Origin of the sequence: Methylobacterium sp. OAE515, from assembly GCF_041806315.1 — a bacterium.
Lineage (GTDB): Bacteria > Pseudomonadota > Alphaproteobacteria > Rhizobiales > Beijerinckiaceae > Methylobacterium > Methylobacterium tardum.
In genome coordinates, this window is sequence record NZ_JBGMUV010000001.1 from 4,819,285 (window position 1) to 4,837,653 (window position 18,369).

General features: G+C 72.1%; 17 protein-coding genes. 2 read left to right on the top strand and 15 right to left on the bottom strand.

Features of this window, described 5'->3' with window-relative positions; genetic code table 11:
• Nucleotides 1-11 precede the first annotated feature (11 nt).
• Both ABIE45_RS23525 and ABIE45_RS23530 read right to left on the bottom strand, forming a co-directional pair.
• The gene (locus ABIE45_RS23525) at nucleotides 12-1,730 is read right to left on the bottom strand and encodes a methyl-accepting chemotaxis protein (RefSeq protein ID WP_192710531.1); all 1,719 of its coding nucleotides are present in this window, start codon (nucleotides 1,728-1,730) and stop codon (nucleotides 12-14) included.
• Between the two features lie 97 nt (nucleotides 1,731-1,827).
• Nucleotides 1,828-2,718 carry an NAD(P)-dependent oxidoreductase gene (locus ABIE45_RS23530; protein ID WP_373622899.1) on the bottom strand — a complete coding sequence of 297 codons (891 nt, stop codon included), beginning with the start codon at nucleotides 2,716-2,718 and terminating at the stop codon, nucleotides 1,828-1,830.
• Nucleotides 2,719-2,806: 88 nt separating this feature from the next.
• Between ABIE45_RS23530 and ABIE45_RS23535 the strand changes: the two genes are divergently transcribed.
• Entirely contained in the window at nucleotides 2,807-3,832 is a 1,026-nt protein-coding gene (locus ABIE45_RS23535) for a P1 family peptidase (protein ID WP_192710529.1), read from the top strand.
• Between the two features lie 148 nt (nucleotides 3,833-3,980).
• Here the strand turns inward: ABIE45_RS23535 and ABIE45_RS23540 are convergent, their stop codons facing one another.
• The 10 genes from ABIE45_RS23540 to ABIE45_RS23585 all read right to left on the bottom strand — a co-directional run bounded on the left by ABIE45_RS23540 (nucleotide 3,981) and on the right by ABIE45_RS23585 (nucleotide 14,124).
• Entirely contained in the window at nucleotides 3,981-4,262 is a 282-nt protein-coding gene (locus tag ABIE45_RS23540; RefSeq protein WP_192710528.1) for a hypothetical protein, read from the bottom strand.
• Nucleotides 4,259-6,649, bottom strand: coding sequence for a PAS domain-containing hybrid sensor histidine kinase/response regulator (locus ABIE45_RS23545; RefSeq protein WP_192710527.1), 2,391 nt, complete (start codon nucleotides 6,647-6,649; stop codon nucleotides 4,259-4,261). The genes ABIE45_RS23540 and ABIE45_RS23545 overlap by 4 nt, the downstream gene beginning before the upstream one ends.
• A 52-nt stretch (nucleotides 6,650-6,701) precedes the next feature.
• Nucleotides 6,702-7,598, bottom strand: a complete 897-nt coding sequence (gene rarD, locus ABIE45_RS23550; protein WP_192710526.1) for an EamA family transporter RarD — start codon at nucleotides 7,596-7,598, stop codon at nucleotides 6,702-6,704.
• A gap of 138 nt (nucleotides 7,599-7,736) precedes the next feature.
• Nucleotides 7,737-8,339 (bottom strand): pyridoxamine 5'-phosphate oxidase family protein, encoded by a 603-nt coding sequence (locus ABIE45_RS23555; RefSeq protein WP_192710525.1) that lies wholly within the window; start codon nucleotides 8,337-8,339, stop codon nucleotides 7,737-7,739.
• A complete protein-coding gene (locus ABIE45_RS23560; RefSeq protein WP_192710524.1) occupies nucleotides 8,336-8,668 on the bottom strand; it encodes a lipid-A-disaccharide synthase N-terminal domain-containing protein in 333 nt (110 codons plus the stop codon). Before ABIE45_RS23560 ends, ABIE45_RS23555 begins: the two co-directional genes overlap by 4 nt.
• Complete coding sequence (locus tag ABIE45_RS23565; RefSeq protein WP_192710523.1) at nucleotides 8,662-9,429, bottom strand: glycosyltransferase; 768 nt, start codon at nucleotides 9,427-9,429, stop codon at nucleotides 8,662-8,664. Before ABIE45_RS23565 ends, ABIE45_RS23560 begins: the two co-directional genes overlap by 7 nt.
• Entirely contained in the window at nucleotides 9,426-11,159 is a 1,734-nt protein-coding gene (locus tag ABIE45_RS23570) for a glycosyltransferase family 39 protein (protein ID WP_192710522.1), read from the bottom strand. The genes ABIE45_RS23565 and ABIE45_RS23570 overlap by 4 nt, the downstream gene beginning before the upstream one ends.
• A 63-nt stretch (nucleotides 11,160-11,222) precedes the next feature.
• On the bottom strand, nucleotides 11,223-12,656 hold the full coding sequence (locus tag ABIE45_RS23575; protein ID WP_192710521.1) for an MmgE/PrpD family protein: 1,434 nt from the start codon (nucleotides 12,654-12,656) through the stop codon (nucleotides 11,223-11,225).
• The gene (gene metC, locus ABIE45_RS23580; protein WP_192710520.1) at nucleotides 12,653-13,843 is read right to left on the bottom strand and encodes a cystathionine beta-lyase; all 1,191 of its coding nucleotides are present in this window, start codon (nucleotides 13,841-13,843) and stop codon (nucleotides 12,653-12,655) included. Before metC ends, ABIE45_RS23575 begins: the two co-directional genes overlap by 4 nt.
• 107 nt (nucleotides 13,844-13,950) lie before the next feature.
• Nucleotides 13,951-14,124, bottom strand: a complete 174-nt coding sequence (locus ABIE45_RS23585) for an Rmf/CrpP family protein (RefSeq protein WP_010686140.1) — start codon at nucleotides 14,122-14,124, stop codon at nucleotides 13,951-13,953.
• An 88-nt stretch (nucleotides 14,125-14,212) separates the two neighbouring features.
• Between ABIE45_RS23585 and ABIE45_RS23590 the strand changes: the two genes are divergently transcribed.
• Entirely contained in the window at nucleotides 14,213-14,482 is a 270-nt protein-coding gene (locus ABIE45_RS23590) for a hypothetical protein (RefSeq protein ID WP_192710519.1), read from the top strand.
• Nucleotides 14,483-14,655: 173 nt separating this feature from the next.
• Here ABIE45_RS23590 and ntrC read toward each other — a convergent pair whose 3' ends face one another.
• From ntrC to dusB, 3 genes are read right to left on the bottom strand one after another with little or no spacing between them, the layout of a single operon-like run.
• Nucleotides 14,656-16,122, bottom strand: coding sequence for a nitrogen regulation protein NR(I) (gene ntrC, locus ABIE45_RS23595; RefSeq protein ID WP_192710518.1), 1,467 nt, complete (start codon nucleotides 16,120-16,122; stop codon nucleotides 14,656-14,658).
• Between the two features lie 48 nt (nucleotides 16,123-16,170).
• On the bottom strand, nucleotides 16,171-17,313 hold the full coding sequence (locus ABIE45_RS23600; protein WP_192710517.1) for a nitrogen regulation protein NR(II): 1,143 nt from the start codon (nucleotides 17,311-17,313) through the stop codon (nucleotides 16,171-16,173).
• Nucleotides 17,310-18,335 carry a tRNA dihydrouridine synthase DusB gene (dusB, locus tag ABIE45_RS23605; RefSeq protein WP_192710516.1) on the bottom strand — a complete coding sequence of 342 codons (1,026 nt, stop codon included), beginning with the start codon at nucleotides 18,333-18,335 and terminating at the stop codon, nucleotides 17,310-17,312. The genes ABIE45_RS23600 and dusB overlap by 4 nt, the downstream gene beginning before the upstream one ends.
• Nucleotides 18,336-18,369 lie beyond the last annotated feature (34 nt).

The window sequence follows — 18,369 nt, forward strand, 5'->3', positions numbered from 1 at the left end:
AGGCCGGGCTCTCAGGCGGCGACCTGCCCCAGGAAGCGCTCGATCTCGCCTTCCAGGTCGGCCGCCACGCTGTCCACGGTCTGAGCCGCTTCGGTGACGGTGGCGGCCATGCGCGCCGAGCGCCGGGCGGCGCCGGCCACCGTGGTCAGCCCGCTGGCGATGGCCTCGGTGGCCCCGGCCGTCTCGGCGACGTTGCGGGAGATCTCGGCGGTGGCCGCGCCCTGCGCCGAGACCGCCGCGGCGATGCCGCCCGTGGTGGCGCTGACCGCCCGCATCCGCTCGCCCATCCGGCCGATCGCCGCCACGGCCGCCGTCGTTGAGGTCTGCACGCCGGCGATCTGCCCGCTGATCTCCTCGGTTGCCCGCGCGGTCTGCGCGGCGAGCGCCTTCACCTCCGAGGCCACCACGGCGAAGCCCTTGCCGGCCGCGCCGGCCCGCGCCGACTCGATGGTGGCGTTGAGCGCCAGCAGGTTGGTCTGCTCGGCGATTTGGCGGATGAGCCCGACCACGTCGCCGATGCGCCCCGCGGCCTCGGCAAGCTCGCCGATCTCGGTGTTCATGGCGTCCGACTCCGCGGCGGCCGTGGCGACCAGAGCCTCGGCCTGGTCGAGCTGGGTGCCGATCTCGCCGATCGAGGCAGAGAGTTCCTCGGCGGCGCTCGCCACGGTCTGGACGCTGGCCGAAGTCTCGTGTGAGCCGCGCTCGGTCTCGGCGACAGCAACCTCCGCCTCGGCGGAACTGGCCGCCATCTCGCCGGCCCGGTCGCGCATCGCGCCGGTGCTGGCGGTCAGGGCGCCCTTCAGAACGACGACCTGCCCGCGGAATGCCGCGATGGCGCGGTCGAGGGCGGCCCGCCGCCGCGTCTCGTCGGCCGCGCCCGCACTCTGCAGGCCTTCCAGTTCCCGTGTCCGCAGGCCGGCGGTGCGCAGCACCTCCAGGGCGCGGGCCACCGTGCCGATCTCATCGCCGCGGCTCGCATGGGGAATCGGGGATTCGAGGTCGCCGGCCGCCAGAGCCTCGATCCGGGTGGAGATCGCCGAGAAGGGCCGGAACAGGCGCGCGGCCGCCAGCCCGACGAGGGCGCAGGCCAGCACCGCGATGATCAGGGCGGCGACGCTGAGGCTCGTCATCGTCCGGGCATGGGCGTCGAAATACATCTCGATCGGCAGCCCGACGAACAGGATGCCGTTGACCTTTCCGGCGGCGTCGACCGTCGGTTGATAGACCGTGTAGTAGCGCCGCCCGAACAGCACCGCCGGCCCTTCGTAGGTCTGACCGGCGCGCACGGCGGCCTGCGCCGGGCTGTCGGCGGCGAGCGCGGTGCCGACCGCGCGCGCGCCGTCGTCCCGGCGCACGGTGGTCTGACGCCGCACGAAGCTGTCGGTGGCGGGCTCGTAGCTGAACACCGTGGCCAAGCCGCCGGAATAGGCGACGGCGTCGTCCACCACGCCGGCATCGGCGAAGCCCGACAGGCTCGGCGTCGCAACCTTGACGACGCGGGTGCCGGCGAGGTCGGCCTTGGCGCCCTCGACGCGCGCGGCCAGGACGAGGGCCAGAGTTCGCAGGTTGCGCTCGCCGTTGCTGTGCTGCCGCTCCTCCATCTGCGACCATGTCTGGCGCGACACGGTAATCCAGATGGCGCCCGCGGTGAGTGTCACCGCGAGCATCGCCAGCATGATGACCTTCGTGGACAAGGTCGCCTTGCGTAGCGAGTAGGAATATGTGCGCATCTACTTGTATCCGTGCTTATAGCTCACACGGACACTCTTTCGTGAGGTTAAAAGGAAAGTTAATCTTCGTCGAAAACGCGACGGGTGGCGTCCATCCTCAACTCTGCCCTGCACGTCGTGCAGAGACGCGGGCCAGGGCCGCGAGATCCTTCTCGCCGTCGCCGTGGCTGATCGCCTCGATCAGGTTGTCGCGCAGAACGCTGGCGAACGGCATCGGCACGCCCGCGCCCTCCCCGGCCTGGAGAGCCAGCCGCACGTCCTTGGCGCCGAGCTTGAGGCCGAAGCCCGGCGGTTCGTAGCGGTTCTGGGCGATCGAGGCGCCGTAGCCCTTGTAGACCGGCGAGGCGAACAGCGTGTTGGTCATCAGGTCGAGGAAGTCGGCGCCGGCGACGCCGTGGCCCTGCGTGAGGGCGCAGGCCTCGGCCATCGCCTCGATGGCCGAGATCAGCATGAAGTTGCCGGCGAGCTTGACGGCATTGGCCCGCACAGGCTCCGCGCCGAAGCGCCAGGTCTTGGCGCCCATGGCGTCCAGCAAGGGCGCCGCCCGGTCGAGGAGGGCCGCCTCGCCCGCTGCCACGATATTGAGCTTGCCGGCTTCCGCCACGTCCGGCCGTCCGAAGACCGGGGCGGAGATGTAGGGGACGCCCGCCCGCCCGTGCACGGCGGCGAGCTGCCGGGCCAGGGCCACCGAGACCGTGCTCATGCCGATATGCAGACCCGGGCGCTCGGCCCGGTCGAGCAGGCCGCCGGCGACGATCACGGCCTCCAGCGCCGCATCGTCGGCCAGCATCGTGATCACCGCCTCTCCGGCGAAAGCCTCCGCGGCGCTCGCCACCGGGGTGACCCCGTCGATCCCGCGGGCGCCCTCCGGCGTCCGGTTCCAGGCTCGGACCGTGTGGCCCGCCCGCGCCAGGCTTGCGGCCATCGCCCGGCCCATCCGCCCCATTCCGATAAATCCGACGTCCATGCCGTGCTCCTCGACGCTGATGTGTCGCTCGCCAACCTGGGAAACCCGCACCGGGGGTCAACGGCGCCTCCGGATTTGCGGCGCTCCCGCGGCGTGGCAAGGTCGGCGCATGCTCCACAACCGCATCACCGACATTCCCGGCCTGCGGGTCGGCCACGCGAGCGACGTGGCGGTCGCCAGCGGCGTCACCGCCCTCGTGTTCGATGCGCCCGTGGTCGCCTCCGTCGATGTGCGCGGCGGCGGGCCCGGCACCCGCGAGACCGATCTGCTCGATCCCGAGCGCACCGTGGACCGGATCGACGCCCTTGTCCTCTCCGGCGGCTCGGCCTTCGGGCTCGACGCGGCGTCCGGCGTGACGGCGTGGCTCGCCGAGGCCGGGCGCGGCTTCCCGGTCGGCACCATGCGGGTTCCGATCGTCCCCGGGGCGATCCTGTTCGACCTCCTGAACGGCGGCGACAAGGATTGGGGCCGCTACCCGCCCTATCGTGAGATGGGCTTTAAGGCCGCAGCGGCCGCGGCCGAGGATTTCGCCCTGGGCTCCGTGGGGGCCGGGACCGGCGCCCGCACCGGCAGGCTCAAGGGCGGGATCGGGTCGGCGTCCGCCCGCGTCCCAGGCACGGGCTTCCGGATCGGCGCGCTCGCCGCCGTGAACGCCTTCGGCAACGCGACGATCGGTGACGGGCCGCATTTCTGGGCGGCGCCCTTCGAGGAGGGCGACGAGTTCGGCGGTCTCGGTTCCCCGGCCCGGGTGCCCCCGGAGGCCCTGGCCTTCCCCGCGCGCGCGCTCCCGGGCGCCGCCACGACCCTCGCTGTGGTGGCGACCGACGCGGCGCTGACCAAGGCGCAGTGCCGGCGCTTGGCGGTGGCGGCGCAGGACGGGCTGGCCCGCGCGCTCGTGCCGGCGCACACGCCGCTGGACGGCGATCTGGTCTTCGCCGTCGCCACCGGCGCCGTGCCGCTGGCCGACCCGGTGGTCGGGATGGCGCGTCTGGGCGATGCCGCCGCGCGCGTGCTGGCCCGGGCCGTGGCGCGCGGCGTGTTCTCAGCGACGAGCTTGCCGGGGCACGCTGTGGCGCCGTCGTTATCCTGGACCGGCCTGCCGCCGGCTTGGGGCGATGTGTTCGGTGATGCGTAGCGAAGCGCGCTCATCCCATTTCGGGTTGAACGCCGTCCTTGCGAGCGGAGCCAAGCAATCCAGGCGGCGCCACGACGGCTGATGTCGCGTGGCCCTGGGTCACCTCGCTGCGCGCGTGATGACCAAAGGGGTCATAGAGGACGGCGCCTCAAACCTCCCCGCGCGCATCCTCCAGCAGCTGCGCCAGCCCGGAATCCACCTCGTCGGCGAGCATCTTCCGCTCGGCGTCGGTGAGGTCCTTGGCCCAGGCGCCGCTGCCGAACCCCTCCGTGCACCGCGCCCGCTCCGAGGTGATGTAGGCCTCGGTCTCGGCCGGCCGCTTCCGCATGGCATGGACGAGGCCGAACCACGCCGCCCGCTCCACCACCGCCAGCCGGGCCCGCAGGCGGAGCGCCGCCGCCCTGTCCGCGTCGATGCCGTCATCGCTCATGGTCTGTCCCCCGCATCCTGCTCCGCCAGCTGGTCGATCAGGCCCTGGAGGCGCCCCGGCACCGGCTCGCTCGCCGAACGCGCGTAGAGCACCCGCAGTTGCCGGCCGATCTCCGCGAGGCTCATGGAGCCCTTGGCGATCACCCGGTCGGCCTGGACGTTCAGGCTCTCCTTCTCGGCCCTGGTGATCTCCTTGGCGGTGAGCACCACCACGGGCACGTCGCCGTCGGGCCGCGACCGCAGGGCCCGCAGGAAGCCGAACCCGTCCATCTCGGGCATCATCAGGTCGAGGAGGATCAGGCTTGGCCGCGCCTGGCTGACGCGCTCCAGGGCGATCCGGCCGTTCTCCGCCTCGTCGACGGTCCAACCCTCGCGGCCCAGGGACCGGCGCAGGCGCTCGCGGGCATCCGCGTCGTCGTCGACCACGAGGATGCGGGCCTCGCCGGGCGCCTCCGGCCGGTAGCGCTCCATCAGGCCCTTGAGCCTGTCCCAGTCGATCGGCTTGACGAAGTAGTCGGTGGCACCGAGCGCCTGGCCGAGCCCCTGCTCGGCCACGACCGAGGTCATGATCACCGGCGTCCCGGCGAGCTCGGGGTCGTTGCGCACCGCGTGCAGCACCGCCCAGCCGTCCATGCGCGGCATCTCGACGTCGAGCAGGATCGCCCGCGGCCGGAGCGCCCGGGCGAGCGTCAGGCCGGCGCGGCCGTCATTGGCGCTGCGCACGTGGAAACCCTCGCGCTCCAGGAAGCGCTGGAGCAGCTCGCGGGCGGCCGGGTCGTCGTCGACCAGCAGAACCGTCTCGTGCTGCTCGTGCGGCTCGACCGGCGTGTGCGGTTCGGCTTCGGTCGGCGTCGCATCCTCGGGTCTGAGCGTGGCGGGCAGGCGGATCGTGAAGGTCGCGCCCGCGCCCGGCGTGCTGGTGACGCTGATGTCGCCGCCCATCGACTGGCAGAAGGCGCGGGTGATGGCGAGCCCGAGGCCGGTGCCGCCGAACTGGCGCGTGGTCGAATCGTCCGCCTGCACGAAGCGCTCGAACAGGCGCCCGATCTGCTCCTCGCTCATCCCGATGCCGGTGTCGGTGACCGCGAAGGACAGCCAGTCCGCGGCCTCCTCCCGGTGCCGGCGCACCGCCAGGGTGATCGTCCCGGTCTCGGTGAACTTGGCGGCGTTGCCGATGAGGTTCAGGAGGCACTGGCGGATCTTGGTCTGGTCCTGGTGCATGGACCCGAGCGCCGCGCCCGCCCCGGCCCCCGCGTCGAGGACGAAGCGGTTGCCCTTCTTCTCCACCAGGGAGCCGGTGGAATCGGACACGTCCCGGAGCAGGTCCGCCACCGCGAAGGTCTCGGCCGAGGCGGTCATGCGGCCGGCCTCGATCTTCGAGATATCCAGCACGTCGTTGATCAGCGACAGGAGGTGGCGTGCCGCCGCCTCGATCTTGCGCAGGTCCGGCAGGAGCGCGGCCTGGCCGATATCCTCCAGCTCCTCGCCGAGCATCTCCGAATAGCCGATCACCGCCGAGAGCGGCGTGCGCAGCTCGTGGCTCATGTTGGCGATGAACTGGCTCTTGGCGCGGTTGGCCGCCTCGGCGGCCTGCCGGGCGCGCTCCACCGCCTCCTCGGCCTCCTTCCGCTCGGTGACGTCGACGCAGGTGCCGACCCATTCCCGCAAGCTGCCGTCCTCGGCGAGAACCGGCACGCCGCGCACCTCCATCGCGCGCCATGCGCCGTCGTGGCGGCGCAGGCGGTACTCGACCTCGTAGGTCTGGCGCGCCTCCACGCAGGCCGCCCAGGCGTCGGCGGCGTGACCCTGGTCGTCGGGATGGACCGCGTCGAGCCAGCCCCAGCCCTGGTAGGCCTCCTCGGTCTGGCCGGTATAGGTGCTCCACCGGACCTGGGGCGGCATCAGCTCGCCGGCCGCGTTGGTGTTCCAGATCACCGCCGCCGAGGCGTCCACCAGCGCCCGGAACCGCTGCTCGGAATGGCGCAGGCGCTCCTCGACGGTGCGGCGGCCGGTGATGTCGGTGTTGGTGCCGTACCAGCGCAGGATCCGTCCCGACGCGTCGTGGTGCGGCAGCGCCTTCGAGAGGAACCAGTGATAGGACCCGTCACGGGCGCGCAGCGGGAAGGTGTCCTCCCAGGACCGGCCCAGCGCGATCGCCGCCTGGTAGCGCTCGGTCACGGCCGCCACGTGGTCGGGGTGATGGACGGTGCGCCAGCCCCAGCCGCGCATCTCCTCCAGCGTCGTGCCCGTGTAGTCGTACCAGCGCTGATTGTACCAGATGATGGTGCCGTCGGCCTCGGCGATCCAGGCGAGCTGCGGCAGCGCATCGGCGAGGTTCCGGTAATCGGTATCCGTGACGGCCTGCGCGCCGCCCTCAGTCTCGCTCATCGGCCACGCGCTATCCTGTCATCCGCCCCGCGGCGGCTTATACCGGTATGCCTTATACACGCATCGCGTCGGGATCCGACCGGACCGGGCCGGTCTCCTGGCTGCGCCGGAGGCGCAGGGCGTCGATGGTGTACAGGGCGAGCGCCACCCAGATCAGCGCGAGCATCAGGGCTCGGTGCGGCTCGACGCGCTCGCCGTAGGCCAGCACGCTCAGGCCGAGCAGGCAGGTCGGCGCCACGTATTGCAACAGGCCGAGGGTGGTGAGCTTCAGGCGGACCGCCGCGGCGGCGAACCAGATCAGCGGCAAGGCTGTGGTGAGCCCCGTCAGCATCAGCAGTGCCCGGCTCGTCGGCTCCGCGGGGAGAAACGGCTCGGCGGTCAGGACGAGCCAGAGGATCGCTCCGGGCAGGAGCAGCAGCGTCTCGGCCAGGAAGCCCACCAAGGCGTCGACCGCGGCGACCTTCCGCGCGAGCCCGTAGAGCGCGAAGGACACCGCCAGGGAGAGCGACAACAGCGGCAGCTCGCCGGCCCAGCCCACCGCGATCGCCACACCCGCGGCCGCGACGCCGACGGCCGCCGCCTGCATCGGCCTGAGGCGCTCGCCGAGCACGACCCGCCCGAGCGCGACGCTGACCAGCGGGTTGATGTAGTAGCCCAGGCTCGCATCGAGCAGGTGGCCGCCGCTGATCGCGTAGAGGTAGAGCAGCCAGTTCACCGCGATCATCGCCGCCGAGAGCAGCAACAGGGCGTGGCGCCGGCGCAGCGGCCAGGGCAGGTTCAAGCGATGCCGGGCCGCGAGGATCAGCGCCAGCGCGCCTGCGAACAGGCTGGACCAGACGATACGCTCGGCCAGGATGTGGTTCGGGCTGTAGGCCCCGAGCAACCGGAAATGCACCGGGACCAGGAGGCCCCAGCTCAGGTAGGCGGCGAGCGCGTAGACGAGGCCCACGGGTTCCTCCCGATCGACCCGGATGGGCGGCCGGGCGGGGAGGCTTTAGCCCGGGAGCGCGGTGTGCGTCAGGGGGAACGACGCAAGGCTGCCATCCCCGAAGTCAAGGCGGCGGCTGCGCGGGCGCGGCGCCCTCGATCAGGGTGCGATCCATTCGCCGGACCATCCGGATTCCGCCTGCCGCCACGCGGCCCGCCGGTGACCGCGGCGATCGAGGTAGAGGAAGTCCAGGCGCTCGGCCCGGACCAGCACGGCGGCGAAATGCGGACGGCCGAGCGTCGCGGCCGTGGCTTCGTCCGGCAGGCTGTAGGCACTCCCCTCGGGCAGAACGGTTCCCGGCGCCGGTTCGGCGCCGTAGCAGACCCGGCTCATCGCCCGGGACTGGGCCCAGGCCGCCTCCGCCACGGCATCGTCGGTGTGGAGCGTGGCGCGACCCTCGACGCGGATCTGGACCTTCGCGGCGGTGTCGTAGGCGGCGAGCGCGCAGGCCGGGTGCGCCAGGATCTCCGCGGCCTTGTCGGAGCGGCGGTCGCAGTGGAACCGGAGGTTGCCGGTCGCACCATCGGCGGCGCGCAACACCACGGTCCGGGCCCGCGGGCCGCCGTCTCTGCCGCGTGTCGCCAGGGTCGGCAAGTGGAACCCGCTCCGGCCCTGCTCGGCCCCGTCGGCGAGCAGGCGCCACGCTTCGCGGAACGTAGCGTCCAGATCGTCGTAGAAGCCGGGCAGCGGCGCGCGGGTCATGCGCCGCTCCGCTTCCGCCGCCGCTCGCGGAAGATCAGCGCGAGGTTGCGCAGGTAGATCCCGGTCGAGAGGCCCTGGCCGATGATGATCACCGGCTCGCGCCGCACGAAGCCGTAGACCAGGGTCATCATCCCGCCGAGGATCGACAGGAACCAGAACGAGAGGGGCATGACGCTCCGCCCCGCGCGCTCGCTGGCGATCCACTGCAGGATGAAGCGCGAGCCGAACACCAGCTGGGCGACGATGCCGAAGACCAGCCAGAAATCGAGCCGCGTGACGAAGACGTCGTAGAAATAGGCCGGCAGATCGTGGGCGAGCTGGATCAGCATCCGACATCCTGGTCTGCCGGCGCGGGCACCGGGCTCGTGATCTCCTGAGGCTGGGGATCGGCGCGCTTGCGCCGGATCAGCCACCAGACGCCGGCGAGATCGAGAAGTCCGACCCAGAGGCGGTCGAACAGCCCGTAATTCGACGTGCCGGTGAGCCGCGGGCGGTCGATCACGTCGCGGTGGACCACCGCGAAGCCTTCGCGGACGACGAGCGCCGGCATGAAGCGGTGGAGGGCGTCGAAATACGGCAGGCGGAGATAGACCGCACGCCGGAAGACCTTGAGGCCGCAGCCGGTGTCGCGGGTGGCGTCCTTCAGGATCCGCCCGCGCACGCCGTTGGCGATCCGCGACTGCAGCATCTTGAAGCGCCCGTCCTTGCGCCCGCGCCGCTGCCCTTGCGCGAGACCGGCGCCGGGACCGGCCGTCTCCAGGGCCGACAGGAGGGCGGGGATGAAGGCGGGATCGTTCTGGCCGTCGCCGTCGAGGGTGGCGATGATCGCGCCCCGGGCCGCCAGGACGCCGCTGCGCACCGCGGCCGACTGGCCGCCGCTGCGCGCATGGCGCAGCACCCGCAGCCAGGGCCGGCCCGCGCGGGCGGCCGCGAGGGCGGCCGGCGTGCCGTCCGAGGAGCCGTCATCGACGTAGATCAGCTCGAAGGCGAGGCCCGCGCAAGCGGCCTCGATCTCGGCCACGAGGGGCGCGATGTTGCCGGCCTCGTTCTTCACCGGCACGACCACGCTGAGAACCGGGGCGCCGCTCACGGGGCCACCGCGTAGGCCGTGACGAAGACCCGCCGGCCGGTATTCAGGTTGAAGCCCTCGATCTCGGCCAGGGGCGCGGGCACGCCGCGCCCGACCGGCCAGGCGGCGTTGAAATCGTCCCGGTCGCGGGCCTCCACGAACAGCAGCCGGCAGCCGCCCGCTTCCAGAAACTGCCGCGCGGCGGCGCCGTCGGGCGGCAGGGCAAGGCCGGTGCCGACGAGGAACACGAGGCTCGGCTCCCGGTAGCCGAGGCTCGCCACCTGCGGATCCGTGCAGGGCATCCGGTCGCGCAGGGACGCGAGCCGAGGCGAGACCTTGAGGGCGGGCAGCGCGCGCTGGGCCACGCCCAGCACCGCCGGCCCGAGCAGGCAGGAGGCCAGGACGCCGAGCACCAGGGCCCGCTCGGCGGCGCCCGCGAGAGGCCCCCTGGCGAACGCGATCCAGGCGAGGGCCGCGACGCCGCAGGCGGCGGCGAGCAGCGGCAGCGCCGGCCATGGGATCGTGTGGGCATCCAGGCGCCAGCCGGCGAGGCAGAGGCCGAGCGTGAGCGCCACCGGGATGGCCGGCACCAGCAGGGCCGTCAGGCGCGCGCCGCGCAGGCGGGGATCGAGCGCCCCCCGCGTCATCGCCAGGACGGTGAGGATCGCGAGCCACGGCATCAGCGGCAGGACGTAATGGGGCAGCTTCGTCGGCACCGCCTCGAAGATCAGCCACGCCGGCAGCACCGCGGCGATCAGGAAGGCCACGCCGGGTTCGCGCCGTGCCCGCCACGCGAAGGGCAGGCTCATGGCCGCGAAGGCGGCGCCGGGCCAGAAGATCGCGAAGAAGGCGAGCGCGTAGGCGCCCGGCGGCCCCCAGTGCCGCTCGGCGGCGCCGCCGACCTTGCCCAGCATGTCGTGCCCGACCGCCTCGGCGTAGAAGGCGCCGCCGCTCTTCCACGCGATGGCGGCGAACCAGGGCGCGACCAGAAGGAGGGTCAGGGCGAGGCCCGGAAGCGGCCGAAGGGCCAGGAGCCAGCGTCCGGAGCGTGCCATCACCGACAGGATCAGCGCCGGCAGGACGACGAACAGCGGCACCATCGGTCCCTTGACCAGGATTCCGAGCGCCAGACCCAGCCAGAAGGCCGCGAATACCGAGCCCGTCGGAGGCCGGCCGTCGCGGAATGCCAGCCAGGTCCGGGCCAGCGCGCCGAGGCTCGCGGTGGCGCAGGCGGCGAGCAGCGCGTCGGTCTTGGCGAGATGCGCCTCGGCCGAGAGCATCAGGCAGGCGCCGTAGAGGGCGGCGGCGAGCAGCGCGGCGCGGCGCGGCAGGAAAGCCAGAGCCGCCCAGTAGGCGAGAAGCACCGAGGCGATGGCGCCGATCAGCGACGGGATGCGGTAGAGGGCGATTTGCGTGCGGGCGTGCGGGACGCCCAGCGCCTCGCCGGCCGCGACGGCGGCGGCCTGCGCCCAGTAGATCCCCACGGGCTTCTTGTGTCGCGCCTCCCCCTGGAAGCGGATGTCGACGAGGTCGCCGCTCTCCAGCATCTGCTTGGAGGCCTGGGCGAAGCGCGGCTCGTCCCGGTCCATCGGCTGCAGCGAGATCTGGCCCGGCAGGAACAGAAGGAGGCAGAGCGCCAGGAGGGCGGCCACAGCCCGGCCGTGGCCGACGCTCAGCGCGTCGAGCCCCCGGCCGATCCGATCGGCAGCGGCGAGGCGCGGCGTTCCGCCGGCGGAGAGGCTCGTGGTCATGTCGGGCCGGTCAATCAGGATCGAGCGGGCAGGTCAAATACGCGACGGTGTGAAGGCCATGCGTCAGGCGGTGAGGAGCGGGCCCAGTTCGCGCATGTCGGCGACCGATTCCAGGGTGTTGATGCGCGCGATCAGGCGCTCGGTGGCGTCAGCTCCGAGCACCGGCGCCATCAGATCCCGCGCCTTGGCGTTCACCGCCTCGGTGCTCAGCGGGTTCTCCTTCGTGCCGGGCGGATGCCGGGTGTGATGCTCCACAATCCGGCCGTCCGCGAGGGTCATCGTCACGACGGCACCGCGCGGGGCGGCGGGATCCATCAGCGCCGCGTCGCCCACCAGCTCGACCTTGGCTCGTTCGGCCGCGATCGCGGGATCGTGCATCAGGCCGGCATCATGGCTGTCGGCGAAGGAGACCGCACCCTTCACGAGCGCCAGCGCCACGAGATGCTGGCAGCTCACATCCGGCATGGCGCTCGATCCGACGATGCCGACGGCGTCGGTGGGGACCTTGACCAGGATGTGCCGCACGGCCTCCGGCGTCAGCCCGTACTGCTTGCGCAGCGCCAGGGTGGCATCGAGGGGCGACTGGATCGGGTAGCCCACCGAGAAGGTCTTGATCGCCGTCTCGGTGACGAAGAAGCGGCTGCCGAGACCGTCGAGCATCAGGTCCGGCTTCGGCGCGGTCGAGAGCGCGTTCAGCAGGTTGTGCCGGCCGTCGAGCACGTCGGCGACGCCGGTAAGGCCCGCCACCACCATGCCGACCGCCGTGACGCCGTTGCGCGCGCCCATGCCGGCGAAGTCGAAGGCCTTCTCCACGTGGTCCTTGTCGCGCACCCAGCTCCACAGGCCGGAGACCTGCTGGGCGGCGTAGGACAGTGCGAAGCGCATGCCCTGCTCGTCGAGGCGGGCGAGCGCCGCGGCGGCCCCGAGAGCCCCGAAGGTCGCGCTCGTGCCCTCGGCGCTGCGGTGGGTGCCGCGCACGTGGTCCGGTCCGAGGGCCAGGAGCAGGCGGCAGCAGAGATCGTAGCCCAGCGCCACGGCCCGGATGAACTCCGCGCCGGAATTGCCGTGCAGCTCGGCCATGGCCAGGGCCGCCGGCACGGTGGCGCAGCCGGGATGGGCCTTGGTGACCGGCTCGAAATCGTCGGTCTCGTCGGCATGGGCGCACATGGCGTTGGCGAGCGCGGCGTTGACGGTGGTGGTCCGGAAACCGGAGGCCACGACGCCGGCCTGCTCGGTCCCGCCCAGGCCGCGCACGTAGGTGAGCGCCATCTCGCCCGGCCGCATCCGCGCGCCGGAGACCATGGCGGCCAGGGTGTCGAGGACGCGGTGCTTGCAGGCGGTCAGCACCTCGGGGGGCAGCGTCTGTGCCCCGGCTGAGGCCATGTAGCGGGCAAGCCGGCCCGTGACGTCCGCGTCGGCGGCCGCGGCCGGCAGGGTCCCGGCGAGGGCGAGCGCGCCCGCGCCCTGGATGAGACGGCGCCGGCTCGGCGCGGTCACGAAGCGGCCCGCAGGCGGGCGAAGCCGGCGTCGAGATCGGCCTTGAGGTCGGCCGTATCCTCGAGGCCGATGTGGAAGCGCAGGGCCGGTCCGCCCGGCGACCATTGCGTGGCGGTGCGGTAGCCGGCGCAGTCGAACGGGATCACGAGGCTCTCGAAGCCGCCCCAGGAGAAGCCCATCCCGAAGAGCTGCAGGCCGTCCAGCATGGCGGCGACCGCCGCCTCGGGCACCGGCTTCAGGATCACGCCGAACAGGCCGGAGGCGCCGGAGAAGTCGCGCTTCCAAATCGCGTGGCCGGGATCCTCCGGCAGGCCGGGATGGAGAACGCGCAGCACCTCCGGCCGGGCCTGGAGCCACTGGGCCATCTCGAGCCCGGCGCGGCCGTGCTCGCGCAGCCGCAACGCCATGGTGCGCATGCCGCGCAGAGCCAGGAAGATGTCCTCCGCGCCGGCGCACATGGCGAAATGGTCGAAGGTTCGGCGCACCGCCGGGAAGTACCGGGCATTGGCCGAGGTCAGGCCGATCAGCAGGTCAGAGCCGCCGCTCAGGTACTTGGTCCCGGCCTCCACGGCGATGTCGACCCCCCGCTCATGCGGCGGGAACAGCAGCGGCGTCGCCCAGGTGTTGTCCATGATCACGCAGGCATCGTTGGCGTGCGCGACCGCGGCGATGGCCGGGATGTCCTGCATCTCGAAGCTCTGCGAGCCGGGCGCCTCGACCAGCACGGCCTTCGTGTTCGGCCGCATCAGCTCGGCGATGCCGGCCCCGATGGTCGGGTCATAGTAGGTGACCGCGACGCCGTAGCGGGCCAGCACGCCGTCGCAGAACTGGCGGGTCGGCCGGTAGGCGGAATCGGTGACGAGGAGGTGGTCGCCCGCCGAGACCGCGGCCATCAGCGCCACGGTGAGCGCCGCGAGCCCGGAGGGCGTCACCACCGTCCCGGCGGCGCCGGCGAGTTCCGTCCAGGCGCTCGTCAGCGCGTCCATGGTGGGCGTGGCCGAGGTGCCGTAATTGTAGCGCCCGCGCCGGTGCTTGATGGCGTCGTAGGTCGGATAGAGGACCGTGGAGCCGCGATAGATCGGTGTGTTGACGAAGCCGTGCTGCTCACCCGGATCCCGGCCCGCATGGACGAGGCGCGTCGCGGGCGCGAAGGTCTGCTGGGCGTCGGGCGAAGGCTTCAGGGACATCGGGGCTCGCGGATCGCGTTGCGCTGCGGCGCACGAAGCGCCGCGCACCCGGCGAGGTCAAGCCGGATGCCCGGATCCGCGGTCTCGGAACGCGGCCTGTCCCACGATCAGGGCTTCTCGGGCGGATCCGAATTCACGGCTTCCTCGTAGGCCTCCATCCAGGCGGCGCGCTCCTGGGAGCCTTCCGGATAGGGGCATTCGCTGACGGGCTTGCCATAGAGGCGGGCGTTACGACCCTGGATGAACGGGCTGTCGCTCGCAGTGGCCTGGGCGTTGGTCAATATCGCCTCCCGAAGACTTGGAGTGGGGCTTCGTTAACGGCCGCGCCGCTAATCTGTTGCCGTCTCAAGTCGCGTTCCGGGTGGTCGCGTGCGTATCCTGCGTTCCCTCCTCGGCGCCGTCCTCGTCCTCGTCTCGACGGCGACCGTCGCTCTCGTCAGCGCCGACCGGCTCGCGCATCTGGCGCCGGCGCCGGTGATCCGCGCCGCTCAGGCCGAGCCGTCCGCAACCGGGTCGCTTCCGGCCCCGGCGAAGGCCGCGCCCGCGCCGAAGGCGCCCCTGCCCAGCATCCCGAACGGATTCGACACCGAGCGGCTCCACGCGCTGATGCGCGGCGACCCGATCCTGCCGGGCCGCTGAGGACAGACAGGATCGTCTCATCCCATCCCGGACCTCATCCTGAGGTGCCGGAGCGTCGCGTAGGCCTCGAAGGAGGCCTCCGGTCAGCGCTGCGATCCCTGGCGCCCTCCTTCGAGGCCCGCCGACGCGGGCCTCTCAGGATGAGCGGGATCGATGGGATCTGTCCGGACGTCCTACCGCGCCGTCCGGAAAACCTGCAGATCGAGGTCCCGCACCTTCTTGCGCAGGGTGTTGCGGTTGACCCCGAGGAGTTCCGCCGCGCGGATCTGGTTGCCGCGGGTGGCCGCCAGCGCCGCGCCGATCAGCGGGCCTTCGATCTCGCGCAGGATCCGGTGGTACAGCCCGGGCGGCGGCAGCGTGTCGCGGTAGCCGGAGAAATAGTCCGAGAGGTGCCGCTCCACCGCGCTCGACAGGCTCTCCGACTCCCCACCGGCCTTGCGGGCGGCGCCGTTGCCGTTCGAGGCGGCGGGGGCCGCGAGCGGCAGCGTGTCGAGTTCGGCCTCGATCACCGGGCCGGTGATCGTCTCCTGCGGGTAGAGTGCGGCGAGCCGGCGGACGAGGTTCTCCAGCTCGCGGACGTTGCCGGGCCAGCGGTAGCGCTTGAGCCGCTCCATCGCGTCGCCGTCGAGGGACTTCCGGGTCAGGCCCTCGCGCTCGACCAGCACGAAGAAGTGGCGGACGAGATCCGGCACGTCCTCCGAGCGCTCGCGCAGGGCCGGCAGGCGCAGCGGCACCACGTTCAGCCGGAAGAACAGATCCTCGCGGAAGATGCCCTGCTGGATCGAAATCCGCAGATCCTTGTTGGTCGCCGCGATGATCCGGACGTTGGTCTTGATCGGGACCCGGCCGCCCACCGTCGTGTACTCGCCCTGCTGCAGGACGCGCAGTAGCCTTGTCTGCGCCTCCATCGGCATGTCGCCAATCTCGTCGAGGAACAGCGTGCCGCCCTCGGCCTGCTCGAACCGGCCGGCGGAGCGCTGGAGCGCGCCCGTGAAGGCGCCCTTCTCGTGGCCGAACAGCTCGGACTCGATCAGGTCGCGCGGGATCGCCGCCATATTGACCGGCACGAACGGGCCGGTGCGGCGGCGGCCGTAATCGTGCAGCGCCCGAGCGACCAGCTCCTTGCCGGTGCCGGATTCGCCGGTGATCATCACGGTGAGGTCCGTGGGCATCAGCCGGGCGAGCGCCCGGTAGATCTCCTGCATGGCCGGCGAGCGACCGACCAGCGGGATGTCCTCGTTCTCGGGGGGCGCCCCGGCCGGGGCCGTCCCGCGCGGCCGGGAGAGCGCCCGGCCGACGATGGCGATCAGCTCCTTCAGGTCGAAGGGTTTCGGCAGGTACTCGTAGGCGCCCCGCTCCGAGGCGCGGATCGCCGTCATGAAGGTGTTCTGCGCGCTCATCACGATGATCGGCAGCTCCGGCCGCACCCGCTTGATGCGCGGCAGCAGGTCGAACACGTTCTCGTCGGGCATGACCACGTCGGTGATGACGAGGTCGCCCTCCCCCTGCGCGACCCAGCGCCAGAGGGTGGCGCAATTGCCCGTCGAGCGGACCTCGTAGCCCGCCCGTGACAGCGCTTGGTTGAGCACGGTGCGGATCGCGGCGTCGTCGTCGGCGACGATGATGTGGCCGTTCGGCATGACTCTCTACTCAGACCTCCGACGAGGGGCCGGATTTGGGGATCGACATCACGGATCGACCGCCGATTCGCGCCCGTCCCGGGCACTCGACATCGGCAGAAGGATGCGGAACGCCGTGCGGCGCGGGGCGGGATCGCATTCGACGATCCCGCCGTGATCGCCGACGATCTTGGCCACCAATGCAAGACCGAGGCCGGATCCCTGCGCCTTGGTGGTGACGAACGGGTCGAACAGGTCCGGCAGCAGCTCGGCCGAGATGCCCGGGCCGTTGTCGCGCACCGCCACCTCGATCGGCAGGCTGACCCGCTCGCGGGATCCCGGGACCTGCAGGCGCAGGCCGGTGCGGAAGGCGGTCGACAGGGTGATCTCGCCCTCGACCGCGTCCGGGCCGATCGCCTCGGCGGCGTTCTTCACGAGGTTCAGGATCACCTGGATCAGCTGGTCGCGGTTGCCCAGCACCGGCGGCAGCGACGGGTCGTAGGTCTCGATGAACCGGATATGCCGCGCGAAGCCCGACTGCGCCGAGCGCTTCACCTGATCGAGCACCCCGTGGACGTTGACGGCGCCGCGATCGGAGGGGCGCTCGTCGCCGAACAACTCCATGCGCTCGACGATGCGGACGATCCGGTCGGATTCATCGCAGATCAGGCGGGTGAGCAGCCGGTCCTCCTCGGCGCCGGTGCTCTCGAGGAGCTGCGCCGCGCCGCGGATGCCGGCGAGCGGGTTCTTGATCTCGTGGGCCAGCATCGCGCCGAGCGCGACCATCGAGCGCGCCGCGCCGCGATGGGTGAGCTGGCGGTTCATCTTGTCGGCGATGGTGCGCTCCTGGAGCATCATCACCACGGCGTCGCCGTCGTCGCCGAGCGGCGTCGCGAACACGTCGACGCTGCGCTCCAGGCCGAGGCGCGGCTGGGTCAGCTCCACCCGGTACTCGCTGACGCTGGCGCGGCGCCGCCGGACCTCGGCCACGAGCGCGATGATCGGCGAGGCGAACGGGATGATGTCGCGCAGGCGGCGGCGCTGCATCAGCCGCGCCGAGTAGTCGAAGAACGCCTCAGCGGCGTGGTTGCAGTGGAGGATCTGCTCGTCGGCGCCGATGGTCAGAACTGGCAGCGGCAGGGCGTTGAGCACGGCCTCGGCGGCGGTGTCGCGCCGGTTGCCGGATTCTTTCGGGAGGGACTCGTCGCTCACGCGGCCTCCTGGACGGGGTTCGCCGCGCCCGCGAAGGCCCGGGCCAGCAAGGTCAGCACGGTCTCCGGATCGGTTGTGGTGAGGAGGGTCGCGCGCTCCGCCGGGCCCAGCGTGCCGCCGGTCTCGGCATAGGCGGCGAGGTGCTTGCGCGCGTGGCGCACGCCCATGTCGCGGCCGTAGAGCGACAGCAGCCCCGCGTAATGCTCTGCGGCCAGGGCGGCCTGCTCGGCCCGGGACGGCTCCGCAGCCGGCCGGCCCGCGAGGGCTGCGGCAACCTGCCCGACCAGCCAGGGGCGGCCGGTCGCCGCACGGCCGATCATGATTCCCGCGGCGCCTGAGGCGTCCAGGCAGGCGCGGGCGCTGGCGAGGTCGGTCACGTCGCCGTTGGCGATCACCGGGATCGACACCGCCGCGACGACGGCGCGGATCGCCGCCCAGTCGGCGCTGCCCTTGTAGAATTGCTGGCGGGTCCGCCCGTGGACCGTCACGGCGTTCAGGCCCAGACGCTCGGCGCGGGCGGCGAGATCGGCGGCGTTGCGGCTCGCATCGTCCCAGCCGAGGCGCATCTTCACGGTCACCGGGACCGACACCGCGCCCCGCACCGCCGCGAGCAGGCGCTCGGCGTGGTCGAGATCGCGCATCAGCGCCGAGCCTGAGGCGATCCCCGTCACGATCTTAGCCGGGCAACCCATGTTCACGTCGATCACGTGAGCGCCCCCGGCCTCCGCGAGCCGCGCGGCCTCCGCCATCGGAGCCGCCTCGCAGCCCGCGAGCTGGACCACGTGCAGGTCGACGCCGGAACCCTCTGCACGCAGCCTGGCCTCTCCGGATCCGCGGGTGAATTCCCGGGCCGCCACCATCTCGGAGATGACCGCGTCGGCGCCGCAGCGGCGGGCGATGCGGCGCATGTGCAGGTCGGTGACGCCCGAAAGAGGGGCGAGCAGGCAGAGCGGGACAGGGTCTGCCGCTCCAGCCTTCGCACCGTCGCGGCGTAGCGCGCTCAAATAATGGTCAGTCGTCATTCTGCACAACAATGAGGCAAGGCCGGTCCGCTGG